We start from the raw sequence: 14,205 nt of genomic DNA, 5'->3' as shown, positions 1-14,205 counted from the left end.
TGATTTTTTAATGGAAATTATCAGATCATTACACTACAAAAAAGCACAAAATAAGCATAAAAAACCTAACCATAAAAATTGGCGGCATTTCATAACAAAAATTATCAACAAAGGCAGTTAGATGATCTTTTATACGCCAGTTTCAGGTTAAAAAATGGCAGTTATCCTGCAATTTATCCTACAAGAGAATCTTCCGGATGATACGAGAACCCCACAGTACAACAGAGAGGAAAATGAGGCATCCGTCATGAAACCAGCAGGGCATGCCGAGAAGGGGAGTCACAACCCCAAACACATGGAAAACACGCAGCCTACGGAGAAACGGAAAGTTTGGCATCGAACAAACTACCTATTGGCTTCGTCTATTTTTATTCCGTTTTCCACCAGTGAATGCGTGGAGTAAAAGGATCATCCTCATGCCAGATTTTTTCTGGTGTCAACCGTAAGACCACTGGCGTTGTTTCACTGAAGGCCAGCCAGTTCACGCCCCCACAGGCGGGAGATTGATGGTGAATAAACGAAGACCAAAGCCTATGCAGCGTTCGAGCAAACTCAGCGTCGGTTATGCGTTGATGCGCGCTAAGATGGCTGAGATTAGATCGATCCCGATACCATACATGTCCGGCCTCTGCCCCGTGGGGAGCCCCGTGCCCATCATCTTCGATTGTACCGTAGAGATATTTATAAACCGGCTGATAGCGGGAATGATATTGAGCAAAGCGGGTCGATGGGTTTTGAAAAACCATGTCTCCACCTATCGCTCGCCACAGGCCAAGTGCAGTATAGTTGGGTAAATGCCTGCGGTATCGCTGGATAATCTCCACGCCACGCAACCCAAATGGCCTGACGCGAGGATCTAATCGCTGTTCAGCATCGGCAAAAGTCAGCTCAGAGTACATTTTAGAATGAGTAACATACTCACCCGTTGTGCAACCGATCATCATCGGTACCCGTGCCACCAGCCCTATTTCCGCGGCTTGCTCTGGATGATGCGGTAGCGAGATCGCATTGATGACAGGCACGAAAGGAACGCCAAGCGCGGTTACCCCGCCGTCACGTTCGTAATCATGGTGGTTATATGATTCATCGCAAACAGCTTTCTGTGCCAGCAACAGACGTTCAATCGGTAGCGTCGATAAATCATCCGCTTTGATGTCCAACGCACTCAGCATTCTAGCCGTGACTTTCTGCGCATCTTCCCGCGAGGATACCGCCGTGCTCGCCCCACTTTGTAGTAGCACCTGTGAAAATAGCCCTTCAGCATCGGGCATAGCCATCACCGCCGCGACGGAAAAACCACCCGCAGAACGTCCGGAGAAAGTTACCCGTCTGGGATCGCCACCGAAAGCGGCGATATTGTTTTGCACCCAACGCAGCGCAGCGATTTGGTCCAGTAACCCTCGGTTATCTGGGAATTCCCCTCCCAAATGCATAAACCCCAACGCGCCCAACCGATAATTCACGCTCACTTCAACAATGCCGCTGGCCGCAAACGCGCCCGTTTGTAGCAGCGGTTCATTGGCCGACCCCACGGCGTAGCCTCCGCCATGAATCCAGACCAGTACGGGGGCGTTTCCCGTCAAACTCGGGGTTCTGACATTTACCGTAAGAAAATCATGACCAACCCGTAAGTGTGACGTGGCAGCACAGCCGACAGGCCCGTAGGTAGGATATTGAGGGCAAACCGGGCTAAACATTTTAGCGGAACGAATGCCCTGCCATGGCGCAACTGGCTGTGGCGCGAAAAATCGGTTTTCTTCCGTAATCGGCGCGGCGTAGGGTATCCCCAAAAATGTAGGAATGTCGTTTTCTGTAAAACCTTCTACCCAGCCAGCCTGTGTTTGCACAATCATGGCATTTCCCTGCGATTCGATAATGAAAAAGCGACACTTCAGAGCGCCCTGCGCAGCCCAACCAGTCGTTCGAGGATCACCACCACCACCACAGACACCAAAATCAGCAAGACAGAAAGCGCGGCAATCTGCGGATCCGTGGAATATTCAAGATAGTGATAAATTTGCGTCGGTAACGTTGAAGTATGCGTTGAAACAATGAATAGCGATAACGTAGCTTCATCAAAGGAAATAAGAAAAGCGATCACAGCCCCCGCAATCAGGCCGGGACGAATCAACGGCAGCGTAATGCGCCGAAATACAGTGAAAGGCCGGGCTCCGTGGATCAGCGCCGCTTCTTCCAGACGAGGATCCACCGCGAGCAGACTCATGGCAATCGTGCGAACAGTATAAGGAATAGTGATACCTAAATGAGCCAGAATGATCCCACCATAGCTATCGAGTAGCCCCAGCGGGGCAAATACCAACATCAAGCCAACCGCCAGCACAATATGCGGAACCAGAAACGGCGCGGCAACCAAAAATGTAATCAGTTGCCGCCCCCGGAAACGGAAACGGGTAAGCGCCAGCGAGAGCAAAATTCCAGATATCACAGCAATCGTCCCGACAATGACCCCAATAGCCAGACTACGCCAGAAAGCAGCAATAAATTCAGCGTTATTGAGCACCTTAATGTATGACCCGAAAGAAAAGCTTTCTGGCGGAAAGGAGAGATACTGTCGGGTATCAAACGAAATGATCAATACAACGATAATAGGGGCCAGCAAAAAAAGATAAATGAATGAAATCAGGGTACGCCAGGCAAGTTTGCCCGTAGCGATGCGACGGTGTTTCATGCTAGGCCTCTATCCTTCCAGAGAGCGTAATGCTCGCTGATAAAAAACAATAATACTGCCGAACAAAAACAGCAGGATAAATGACAAAGCGGCAGCCAGTGGCCAGTTCAGCGTCACCGTCGCTTCGCTGAATATCTCAGTACCCAGCACGAATACCCGTCCACCGCCCATCAATCGCGGCGTGACAAACGACGATATCGCCAGTACAAAGACCAACAATGCTGCCGTCAAAATACCGGGCAAACTTAGCGGCAGAATAATGCGGGAAAATACCTGCCAACGATTAGCACCTAACATACTGGCGGCTTCCTCTAGCTGGCTGTTCAGCCGACCGAACCCACTCAGCATCGCCAGAATGGCGTAAGGCATCAATATCTCGACCAGAGCAATACTGGCACCCAGCGAGTTATTCGTTAATTTCAGCGGCGATTCAAGCAGTGACAGGCCAAGCAGCAGGCTGTTGATCACGCCTTTATCCCCCAGCAACACCATCCAGCCATAGGTTCTGACCACCATCGATGTCAATAATGGTGCTATCGCCAGCGCCGTCAGTACACCGCGCCAGCGACTGGTGCTACGAATGAGGAACAACGCAATGGGGTAAGACAGCACAACCGCAGCTACGCTGACACTAACGCCTAGCAACAGCGTATTCGCCGCGACTTGCCAGTAAAAAGAATCGACCAGAATGCTGCGGTAAGACGTAAGCGTCCAGGCTGAACCAGCACCGCTGAATGCGGATGAAGAAAGGGACGTTCTCATCAGCCAAATCAGCGGTGCCAGAAATGTGACGCCCAGCGCCAGCAGCCCCGGAAACAGGAGCATAAACAACAGAACATGTGGTTGTTTATGCTTTTTCATGCCACATCCCGCCCGATCAGCGTGACGTCGGCGGGATCGACGACAAAAGTAATAGGTTCACCCACTTTCGGCGTATAGCCAATGTGAGTAAAGATTTCGGCCTGTAGCTGATATCGGCCGCACTGCACCGTCAGCGCCTGCACTTGCCCACGATACACAATGCGCTCAACCACACCGTGGAAGTGATTAACGCCATCACGTTTGCCAGATAGCACCGGCACCAGACGATGAGGGCGAATCAACACGTTCACCGTCTCCCTCAGTAGCGTATCACTGGCAATATGGATAGCGCCTAAACCAGGGATCTCCCGGATGCCCTCGCGGGTGATCAACGCAGAGAAAAAGTTACCGCTGCCAATGAATCGCGCGACGAAGTCGGTTTGCGGGCGGTCAAAAATGTCACTTGGCGTACCAATTTGCTCCAGACGCCCATTCGACATCACCACCAGACGATCCGCCATCGACAACGCTTCATCCTGATCGTGCGTGACAAAGATTGCGGTAACGCCAGTACGCCGCTGAATATCGCGGATCTCGTCGCGCATTTCATCACGCAACTTGGCGTCAAGATTGGAGAGCGGCTCATCGAACAACAATAGCGCAGGCTCGATGACCAGCGAACGGGCAATAGCCGCACGCTGCTGCTGTCCGCCAGAAAGTTGGCTGACACGGCGATCGCCCAAGCCAGTTAGCTTAACCAGATCCAGCGCTTTCCTGACACGGCTATCCCGTTCAGATTTTCCAACCTTGCGCACGTCCAGACCAAAAGCGACATTCTGTGCAATCGTCATATGCGGGAATAAGGCGTATGACTGGAAAACCATACCGATATTGCGCTGATAAACGGGGATGGCTGAAATATCACGACCATTCAGACTTATCGTGCCGGTATCCGGCTCTATCAGCCCGGCGATCATACGTAACATCGTTGTCTTGCCGCAGCCCGAAGGTCCTAACAACGCCAGCATCTCCCCCTGCGGCAGCGAAAAGCTGACATGGTCGACAGACGGCGTTGCAGACCCCGGATACGTTTTGACCAAATCCTCAACTACAACATGAAAATCAGACATACAACCCTTGCCAGCATCAGTGATTTAGTTAACCGCAATGACTTCACGACGGATACGTTGGATCCACGGTGCGTATTGTTCCGCGATCCAAGGCCAGTCCAGCGACGATTGCGCCGCCTGCGCTTCCTTGCTGCCGTAGATCCGTGCCGCGACGGCATCTTCCAGCGCGACCGCCTGATTTACTGGCGCATAGAAGCTCTTTTCAGCGAAGACGGTTTGCGCCTCCACGCCGATAGCGTAATTAATGAACAATTGAGACGCATGAGGATGTGTCGACCCCTTCACCAGATTGATGGTATTGGTCTGGCCGATACTGCCCTCTTTAGGTAAAGCGATGCCGATCTTTCCTCCCTGCGTATCGTGGAGGTATTGCGCACGGCCATTCCAGCAGATCGCTAAATCCGCTTCACCACTTTGAATGACGGCGTAGCAATCCGGCGCGGGATCCCAGGTTGAAACATTCGGCGCGATTTGCTTCAGCGCATTAATGCCTGGATCAATACTTTGCTTATAATCACCACCTTTCAGTTTGGTCAGAATCGGCAGCAGGATCACGCCGCGGGTATCACCCAACGGTGCTGCGATTTTCCCCTTATATCGGCTGTCTGTCAGATCGTTCCAGCTTTGTGGCGGCTGCTTAACATTGTCCGTGTTATACAGAATGGACAGGTTATCTTGTGAGAAGGCGATGGTTCGGTTGTCGTCGATATTGGCCCACGTGGGGATATCTTTCAGGTTAGTGACAATCTTCGCATCAAGCGGTGTAAATAAATCCTGTTTGTTGGCACGGATCGCGACAGCGACATCGATCAGCGCGACATCGACTTTCGGATTGTTTTTTTGCAGCGCCAACAATGCCAAAGATTCAGCAGAATTCTTACTTTGCTGGTAATTAACGTCAATATTGGGATATTTAGCTTTAAACGGTTCAATAACAAATTTTTTATAGTTGTCGGCAAACACACCTGAAAAACCAACGATATTCACAACCTCCTTCTCAGCCGCATGCGAAACATTCGGGACTAGCGCAGCACTGATGACCATACTTAAACTGGCTACCACCTTTAATAAAGAAAGCTGGGATAATGTCTTCTTTTGCATTTTTCTCTTTCCAATTAATGAGATATTGCCGTTGGTGTAACAACGGGTTGCCATGCTGAACCAAGGACGCTCAGCCAGTTTTTACCGAGAAGTTTCAGGATCAGATCAGGATGCCACCCACGGGAAAGCATACGTTCGGTCAGATTGGGAACCTCACCGATGCGCGCAATACCCTGCGGTTTGCTGATTTTTACGGAACCGAATTCCGTTAACTTGCGGGCAGTCCCCTTATCGCGGTTAGCCCAGAGCAAATACGGACCAGGACGAGGACGTCCCTGTGAAAAGTCAGTACCGATACCGACATGATCTTCGCCAACCAGCTCAATGACATAGCTCATGGCATCAAGATAATCATCAATAGTGGCGTCATTACCTGCTGCTAGCCCTGGCGCAAAAAGACTGACGCCAATGATTCCCCCTTTTTCAGCGCAGCCTTTCAGTAGCTCATCGGGTTTGTTTCGCTTAACGTCCTTCAGCGCACGCGGCAATACGTGAGAAATACAGACAGGAGCCCGCGAGGTATTAATCACATCTGCGCTGGTACGATCACCGACATGGCTCAGGTCGCATAGCACACCGACACGATTCATTTCCGCCAGCACTTCTTTGCCAAAGCCGGTTAGTCCGCTGTCGTGTTCTTCAAGGTAGCCTGCACCGGAATAGTTTTGGGTGTTATAGGTGAGTTGCATAATGCCAACGCCCAGATCCTTGAAAATCTCGACATAGTCCAACTTGTCTTCCAGCGGAGAGGTGTTTTGCCAGCCAAGAATAATTCCGGTGCGATTTTCCTGCTTCGCCGCGTTAATATCGGCTACCGTTTTCACCGGACGAATTAAATCGCTGTTTTCCTGTAACAGGTGCTTCCACTGTGAGACATAGGCAATGCCTTCACGGAAATTTTCCCACAGTACAGAAGAACAATTGACGGCGGTCAGGCCCGCTGCGCGCATTTCAATAAAATTTTCCCGGGTCCATTCACTGGTCTGTAAGCCATCGATAACAATAGCCCGCTCGTGTAATTGCCTGGCACTCATAATATAAATCCCCTGAATATCAATATTAAATTTCCGGCATAGCATTAGCGGAACTGAGCTGCTTGCCGTAATGCATCAAGGTTTTCTTGTGGCGTTTTCCCAATAAGAACAGAACAACCTGGAGCTAGGATAAAACCGCGCCCCTGAGTCTGCTCAATCGCTTCTCTTACGCTTCGGCGTACATCATCGGTACTACCGTAAGCCAGCAGTGAAGAGGATATTCCTCCGCTAACAACCAGTGATGGTATTTTCTGGCGAACAGTGGCAAATGAAGGGTTATTTCCGGACGCCGTATCCCAATGCATTACCTGCGCCGGATAATCCAGGCAATCATTCAGATAAATATCGTTCTCGCATAAGTGTAAAAAATTACACCATAAACTTTTGGCTTCACTCATCACCCGCAGGTCATAAGGTTTTATCCATTTCAGGTAATCGGATGAAGACAGATGATGGCTATTGGCCCATTTACTGGAAAAATAAATCCCATCCACACCTTCATTCACCAGTGCACGAACAAGATTGGCAAACGTGGTAGCGATCGCATCCAGAGCACCGCAAACAAGTTCTGGCGCAATGGCCAGGTGCTGACGAAGCAATTCCGTATTACGATCAACCAGTTTGTCAGCAACATCCAGGGGCAAAAAGACGGTCATGATAATAGGCACGTGCGGGCCAACCTGTCGGCGAATCGAGCGCAATATAGCAAGTTGCTCAGCCAGTGGTGGGCAGCTTAAATCCAATGGCCGCAGCTTCGCCCAATCTTCAGGCTGTGAAATCGGAGAAGATAAACAATAATGTGACGTGGAAGAGTTTGTTGAAGGACGATAGGTATATCCCCAACCTTCAACATGGTAACTGGCTCGTGAATGTACTTTAATAAAATCCCACTGATAACGGTGATAAAACTCAACCATTGTGGCGGCGAAATCAGCCGTTTTAATTTCCTGAATATAAAAGTGTCCCCATGCCCCTACAGGAACAGAATCAGGAACGCCGTTAGCAAGTGCTACCTGCAAGCGTTCATTCGGTTTCATATTATGAAATTCTCTTTTTTAATTATATTGACTAAAAAAAAACAGAACACCATCGACATGATGATGTATTCCATTCAATCCTGGTTTTAATAAAAAATGATAGTTATTATAAAATAATAAAAAATTAATTTATGCGTTCCATAACCCTTACACCTAAACCACCGCCCCTACAATGGTATCAACTCAGGAATTCATAACGAACATAAATAGATATTTACCCTCATCACATCTTAGTAAAAAACCATTATGTACTGTTTATTATTCGCATCATAAACCATTGTTTATGCCTTTTGTTAATTATAAATTCAGCTTAACTTATGTGCTAAATGAAAAACATCATGGCACTTATCAGGGTAGAGGAGTTGGGTAAGTAGTCGCCAGCGAGTAAACGGGTGATGAGCGACTCGTCGCCGCTTAAAGGTAACCCGCCATATCAGTAACAGGCGCGCTCTTTTTCTCTAAATGCCTTTGGAGCGATATTGGTCCTGCAAAAAATGTAGAATACCATCGCCGACGGCCTCCATTGGATTACCAAGCTGACGCTCTGGATTAGCCATGACGCCACAGCGTGGTACGACAAGGCCGTTACGCTACGGTAATAGCTGGTATTACAACTTCCGGTAGTGACACCGTTGTAGCTTCTGGCTCCAATATCCCCGCTAATTGCAGGCTGGCTCTGGCGATTAAAGTGGGTAATCTCACCGATGAGGTTTTTAATCCTACTCGAACTAGTGGCAGTGCTGAAGTATTCTCTGAAATTCTTAATGATTTTAAAGTAAAACTCTCTGATAAATCAGAGGCTGTTAATATTGACAATAAAAAATTAAACAATGATGCTGATTTTCAGCCAAAAATAACAACGGGATTTTTTCCGTCTGGGCAGGAATATACATTTTTTAATGTTGAAGATAATCTCACTGGCAGTGATAAGGCTTATTTAAAATCTCTGGGTTGGCCAACATCTGAGTACAGTGACGTGAATGTTCTTGCTAGCAATATAGCTCAGGATCGTGTTGACGGAACGTTGAAAGGTTCGATGACAAAAGAGTACCTATTTGGCGATCGTGAAAAAGGTCTGGCTGGTCTGGTTGAGCGGATGCAGGGAATGGAATCTGATTTCCGTGGGCTATGTACGACGCTGCTAAAAACGATTGATCAGGGAACTCAGAATATCTGAATTCGGTCATTAAAAAATATATTTCTCCTTACTGGTTTTTAACCAGCACTTTTCTTTTCTGCTTTATATATACTAAATAATTCAAGTTTCAGGTAGGTGTCAAGATAATTGGCATCCCCCAGTTGATTTAGGCTACCTGTTTTCCCACTCTGGATTTAGCATTACCTACCTGATGCTGTAAGCTACCCGTTAATCACTTCTTTACAAACCTGATGCTGTTGGTTTTCCCATCCAAGGTAGTACTTTGAGAGACAAGAATATAATGAACATTGAGCAATTGAGTACTCTGTCAGAAAGCCATAATGAGTTAGTTGTCTTATTGAATGATTGTGTGGAAAGTGGAGCCTCCATTGGTTTTCTTGCCCCACTGGAAGCCGGTGAAGCTGAACGCTACTGGCAGGGGGTAGCCGCCGACCTGTCTGAAGGCGGTCGTCAGCTATTGGTTGCGCGTGAGGCGGGACGCATCGTGGGAGCAGTACAGATCAGCTATTGTCCAAAGAAAAATGGCAGTCACCGTGCTGAAGTGGAAAAACTGATGGTGCATACGGCATTTCGTCAACGCGGCATTGCTCAGCAGTTAATGGCAGAAGTAGAACGCCAGGCACAGGCTAATCGGCGAACCTTACTCGTGCTTGATACCCGCACCAATGACACGGCCTCCATTTTGTATCGTAAATCGGGCTATCAGGAAGCGGGTCAAATCCCACAGTTTGCTCGCAGCTCCGCAGGTACTCTCGATGGCACAACCTTCTTTTATAAATTGCTATAGAGGCTGCTTTAGGTACGTTGGCGAGCATTTGCCAATAATTTCAATAAATAATCCCTTGCACAGGACGAAAGAACAGGAAGTTAACGTTCAACCAACCGAAAAGTGATTCTTTGTATAGTTAGATATAAAAATGATAAAAGCCCTGACCGCGTTAGCCAGGGCTTTTAAGGTACTACAGACTTAATATTTAACATTCATTGACTTAATAACGTCTTACTACTATTGATACTGCCTCAAATGTACACGTTTATCACAGATAATATTGGGTATTAAAAAAATGACTACAACCTCCCCTATATTTGCTGATTTAAACACTCTACCAACCTTGCTAAACACTCAAAGGTAGGTACATCCCCCATCGCGATATATACTCTTTGATGCGTGGCCTTACTCTCGTTGCGATATTTTTCACATAACTCAATCTCAACCTATCGCAAACAATAACGCTAAATCATAGCCTTACATCATCGCGCTTTCGTCCCCTTTTGCGATTGTAGATACTGACTACGTGGCCTTAAGCATTATCGAGTGAGAATATTAATTTTTCTCAACATCGATTACCATACAAAAATACTTCGTGACCTTTATCGCAAAAATACTTATTAAAGAACATGTTCGTTGTCTTTAATATAACAGCAGACTGAAACCTCACTGCTATTAACAACCAATCTACGGATTTTAAAAGCCATGTCAATACTGTTATTAATAACATGTTTTTAATAACAGTATTAATGAAGTTTAGCCATGCGGTACGGTGTTCAATCTGATTGAAAAGAGGTATTCATTAATAATCTTCTTCATGCTCCGGTATGGGTTACCAAATAACACACAGAAACCTTTCACATGCATAGCATGCCTTACCAATTCAGCGATAACACGAAACGTAGGCTCAATAAAAAAATTACCGAAAAACATGCTCACCAATATTGTGAGCAGCATCGATACACGCCTCTGGTGTTCCTAGTTCCGGCATCAACAGTATCTCAGACGTCATAACTGGCGCACCGCAGTAGTCAAAAATCCCATGTGCGATCTGCGCATGAAAGGAATCCGCATAGCCATGTTTTTCGAATGTTCTCTGGTCGGCAGCGCCCAGAGCCACAAGGTGCACTGGTAAATGCCCCAGTTTCTTTACCACATGCCCATCAGCCACTTCCTCATAGGCCCAACCGTTTGCAAAAACGCGGTCAATCCACCCTTTCAACAACCCCGGCATAGACCACCAATAAATCGGGAACACCAGCACCAGCGCATCCGCATTATCAATACGAGATTGTTCAGCAACAACGTCAGACGGTGTTGCATCTGTACACTGAAAAGCCGCCACATCTGACACAGAAAACACGGGGTTAAACCCTTCCTGCGCCAGATCCGCGATTTCAACTGTATTTTCCGGGTTTACTCCAACGATTCCTTCCGCAATGGCGGTGGCGACACTGTGGGTGAGTGAGGTATTAACAGGATGAGAAACGACAAGTAATGCGTGCATTCTGGGTACTCCCTATTGCCATGAGACGACGTCAGATATAATCTTATATACCAACAGTAACCTACCACAAGTAAGTTACTGTTGGTATATAACAATGTCAAGAGGATCATAACGGCAATGTCCAGATCACAGATACGGCAGCGTTTATCAAGAGAAGACCGCTATGTGCAACTGATAAAAGTCGCCAGGCAGATTATTCGGGAAGAAGGTACGGAAGCGCTGACGCTTGGGCGTCTGGCGGAGCAAGCTGGCGTAACAAAGCCAGTGGTTTACGATCACTTTACTAACCGTTCGGGGCTGTTAGCTGCACTTTATAAAGAATATGATATTCGCCAGACAGCGATTATGGATGACATTATCCGTAAAACTGAGCCCGTGCTCGACAAACTGGCTGCGGTGATTGCCACATCCTACATCGATTGTGTACGCCTTCAGGGACATGAAATGCCCAACGTTATGGCGGCGCTTACCGGAACACCCGAGCTCGAACAAATCCGACAAGAGTACGATGCCATTTTCACGGAGAAATGCCGCGCGCTTTTTGCTCCATTCTGCGTAGGAAAACCACTTCATGATGCCGCACTGCGGGCCATGATCGGCTCCGCCGAAGGGCTATCTTACGCCGCGGTGAAAGGGATTATTACGGAACAACAGGCTAAGGATGAACTGTTTCATGTCATTATCTCTATGGTGCAAAGGTGTAGTGTAAACGAACGCCATAACGCTTCTCTGCAAAATAGCTGAAGCTATCATAACGTTTCTTGAAGCGACAACCGTGAGAGCGGAATGTACTCGCGTAGCCAGCGGCGAGGATGTTTATCGGCAACAGGCCAGGCTCTTAGCATCCCCTTCCCCTAGCCACCTGTCGCGCATCGGCAGAGCGAACAGACGGACGAATAGCCGCCATTAACCTGACCTTTAATTGAGGAAGTAACGATGAATTCACCAGTAACGCAAGGCGCTCACCATATTGGTTTGACGGTATCAGCATTGGAAGAAAGCGCACACTTTTTTACCGACCTGCTGGGTTGGCAAGAGGTAAAGCGAAGAGAGGATTACCCCGCTATTTTTGTCAGTGATGGAACGGTGATGCTCACGCTTTGGCAAGTACAAACCAACGAGCCTGTTCAGTTCGATCGGAAAAACAATGTCGGCTTGCACCATCTCGCGATTAAGGTTGATAGCAAAGTGGCACTGTTTGAGATCTTTGAAAAATTATCAGCCCATAACATCAACATCGAGTTCTCACCTTCCCTGATTAATGATGGCCCAGCAATGCATATGATGTGCTATGAACCAAGTGGGATCCGCATCGAATTTTACTGGTCAGGTCAGTAAGCGCGGATTAAAAAAACTGGCTTATGACCTGCATCAATCATCACGCAAGTATCACCGCCATTTATCGTGGTTTAAAATTGATCAAAATCAATAAAAAACCAGCAAATACATTAATTTACTTTTCTATACCCTCAAACTTTTGACCTTCCCGTAGGGGGAAGGTGTAACGTCATAGCATGCTATTTCAAGATAATGACGCTATTGAGGGAAAGTAATGATGAAGATAACGATGATGGCGGTACTACTCGGCCTGACATTAAGCAGTTCTGGTTTCGCAGCGGAGGCTGACGCAAACGCGTTTCTAGCCAAGCAGGGGCTGGCGGGGAAAACCGTCGAGCAGATCGTCGATGTTATCGATCGGTCGCCGCAAGCGAGACCTTTGCCCTACAGCGCTTCCATTACCAGCAAAGAACTGAAATTATCGGATGGACAGCAGCAATATAGCTATCCGCTGGGAGATAAATTTTACCTCTCATTCGCCCCTTATATTCAGCAAACACATCCCTGCTTTAACCACAGTTTGTCCGGTTGTCAGGGCGAACTCGCCAATACGGCATTTGACGTAAAAATCACGGATAAAGCCGGTAACGTTATCGTGCAGAAAACCCTAAGTAGTCACCAGAACGGTTTTGTTGGCGTATGGTTGCCGCGCAATATTGAAGGAACGATTGATGTCACTTATCAAGGACGCGTGGCAAGCTCACCGTTTGCGACCTATAGCGACAGCCAGACCTGCATGACGACATTGCCATTGAAAGAACAGACATTGTAGTAAAAGGCACCAGCCTACGGCACAGCAGGAAACACGCCAACGGTCGTACTGATTTTCGCCGGGGATCGCCTCCCCGGCAGCGAAATATCTCTCGCTTCTTATTTACACACCAGAAGGCATTATGTAACGCGATTAAAAATACAGGCGACACAGACAATAATCGGCGCGCTTACTTTTGCGTCCATTTCTTTTCTGGTGGCTGATAGGCGTGGAAGAATGTTAATAACGCTTCAGGACTGTCTGAAAACAGCAGCATATCCGCATAGTCACGACGTAAGAATCCTGCATCAACCATACCGCTAATCATGTCTTGCAAGGGATCAAAATAGCCAGCAATGTTAAGAAAAGCGCAGGGTTTATCATGAATACCCAACTGCGCCCATGTCCACTGCTCGAATATTTCTTCAAATGTTCCAGCACCGCCAGGAAGTGCGATAAACGCATCAGACAGCGCTGCCATCTTGCTCTTACGTTCATGCATATTTTCAACAACATGCAATTCTGTCAGCCCCTGATGCACAATTTCTTTTTCAACCAGTGCTCTGGGCATCACGCCGATCGCGGTGCCAGCGTGGGATAGTACGGAATTTGCTATTTCCCCCATCAGCCCGACTTTACCGCCACCATACACAATCTCTACACCGGAATCGGCGAGAAAATGCCCCATCTGTTTAGTTTTCTCAATATAGATAGGTGAATTTCCCGATGCCGAACCACAAAAAACGCCAACTCTCATTACAAACTCCCTGTAACAAATGGTATGCACTGATTCTACCACCGCGTATCAGGATACAATATTGCGTTATCGCATATACCCATCATACTTCAGGTTGCATGTGCGTTGGCTGCGTGCAAATACTCGACCCGT

General features: G+C 47.6%; 14 protein-coding genes. 5 read left to right on the top strand and 9 right to left on the bottom strand.

Annotated features, from left to right (window positions below; genetic code table 11):
• Positions 1 to 368: 368 nt before the first annotated feature.
• Genes A7983_RS12725 through A7983_RS12695 form a run of 7 tightly spaced genes read right to left on the bottom strand, consistent with a single transcriptional unit; the run spans position 369 to position 7,792 of the window.
• Positions 369 to 1,853 carry a carboxylesterase/lipase family protein gene (locus A7983_RS12725; RefSeq protein ID WP_005972052.1) on the bottom strand — a complete coding sequence of 495 codons (1,485 nt, stop codon included), beginning with the start codon at positions 1,851 to 1,853 and terminating at the stop codon, positions 369 to 371.
• 38 nt (positions 1,854 to 1,891) lie between these two features.
• A complete protein-coding gene (locus tag A7983_RS12720) occupies positions 1,892 to 2,689 on the bottom strand; it encodes an ABC transporter permease (RefSeq protein ID WP_005972050.1) in 798 nt (265 codons plus the stop codon).
• A gap of 9 nt (positions 2,690 to 2,698) precedes the next feature.
• Positions 2,699 to 3,550 (bottom strand): ABC transporter permease, encoded by an 852-nt coding sequence (locus tag A7983_RS12715; protein ID WP_005972048.1) that lies wholly within the window; start codon positions 3,548 to 3,550, stop codon positions 2,699 to 2,701.
• Positions 3,547 to 4,620, bottom strand: coding sequence for an ABC transporter ATP-binding protein (locus A7983_RS12710; protein ID WP_005972046.1), 1,074 nt, complete (start codon positions 4,618 to 4,620; stop codon positions 3,547 to 3,549). The genes A7983_RS12715 and A7983_RS12710 overlap by 4 nt, the downstream gene beginning before the upstream one ends.
• 24 nt (positions 4,621 to 4,644) lie before the next feature.
• Positions 4,645 to 5,721 (bottom strand): extracellular solute-binding protein, encoded by a 1,077-nt coding sequence (locus tag A7983_RS12705; protein ID WP_005972044.1) that lies wholly within the window; start codon positions 5,719 to 5,721, stop codon positions 4,645 to 4,647.
• Positions 5,722 to 5,735: 14 nt separating this feature from the next.
• The gene (locus A7983_RS12700; RefSeq protein ID WP_039478030.1) at positions 5,736 to 6,755 is read right to left on the bottom strand and encodes a dipeptidase; all 1,020 of its coding nucleotides are present in this window, start codon (positions 6,753 to 6,755) and stop codon (positions 5,736 to 5,738) included.
• 44 nt (positions 6,756 to 6,799) lie between these two features.
• Positions 6,800 to 7,792: a uroporphyrinogen decarboxylase family protein gene (locus tag A7983_RS12695; RefSeq protein WP_005972041.1), complete on the bottom strand. Its 993-nt coding sequence runs from the start codon at positions 7,790 to 7,792 to the stop codon at positions 6,800 to 6,802.
• Between the two features lie 568 nt (positions 7,793 to 8,360).
• On the opposite strand from A7983_RS12695, the gene A7983_RS12690 reads away from it, so the two are divergent.
• Together A7983_RS12690 and A7983_RS12685 are read left to right on the top strand one after the other, a co-directional pair.
• The gene (locus A7983_RS12690) at positions 8,361 to 8,969 is read left to right on the top strand and encodes a hypothetical protein (RefSeq protein WP_005972040.1); all 609 of its coding nucleotides are present in this window, start codon (positions 8,361 to 8,363) and stop codon (positions 8,967 to 8,969) included.
• A 262-nt stretch (positions 8,970 to 9,231) separates the two neighbouring features.
• Positions 9,232 to 9,738, top strand: a complete 507-nt coding sequence (locus A7983_RS12685; protein ID WP_005972037.1) for a GNAT family N-acetyltransferase — start codon at positions 9,232 to 9,234, stop codon at positions 9,736 to 9,738.
• 901 nt (positions 9,739 to 10,639) lie between these two features.
• Here A7983_RS12685 and A7983_RS12680 read toward each other — a convergent pair.
• Positions 10,640 to 11,227 (bottom strand): NAD(P)H-dependent oxidoreductase, encoded by a 588-nt coding sequence (locus tag A7983_RS12680; RefSeq protein WP_005972034.1) that lies wholly within the window; start codon positions 11,225 to 11,227, stop codon positions 10,640 to 10,642.
• Positions 11,228 to 11,344: 117 nt separating this feature from the next.
• Between A7983_RS12680 and A7983_RS12675 the strand changes: the two genes are divergently transcribed.
• The 3 genes from A7983_RS12675 (at position 11,345) to cueP (ending at position 13,337) form a co-directional block, all read left to right on the top strand.
• Entirely contained in the window at positions 11,345 to 11,971 is a 627-nt protein-coding gene (locus A7983_RS12675; protein WP_005972032.1) for a TetR/AcrR family transcriptional regulator, read from the top strand.
• A gap of 192 nt (positions 11,972 to 12,163) precedes the next feature.
• Entirely contained in the window at positions 12,164 to 12,565 is a 402-nt protein-coding gene (locus tag A7983_RS12670; RefSeq protein ID WP_005972030.1) for a VOC family protein, read from the top strand.
• Between the two features lie 214 nt (positions 12,566 to 12,779).
• Entirely contained in the window at positions 12,780 to 13,337 is a 558-nt protein-coding gene (gene cueP, locus A7983_RS12665; RefSeq protein ID WP_005972028.1) for a copper-binding periplasmic metallochaperone CueP, read from the top strand.
• 169 nt (positions 13,338 to 13,506) lie between these two features.
• Here the strand turns inward: cueP and A7983_RS12660 are convergent, their stop codons facing one another.
• Positions 13,507 to 14,073, bottom strand: coding sequence for an LOG family protein (locus A7983_RS12660; protein ID WP_005972026.1), 567 nt, complete (start codon positions 14,071 to 14,073; stop codon positions 13,507 to 13,509).
• Between the last annotated feature and the right edge of the window lie 132 nt (positions 14,074 to 14,205).

This window comes from Pectobacterium wasabiae CFBP 3304, assembly GCF_001742185.1.
GTDB lineage: Bacteria > Pseudomonadota > Gammaproteobacteria > Enterobacterales > Enterobacteriaceae > Pectobacterium > Pectobacterium wasabiae.
This window is presented reverse-complemented; position numbering and strand designations above follow the sequence as displayed.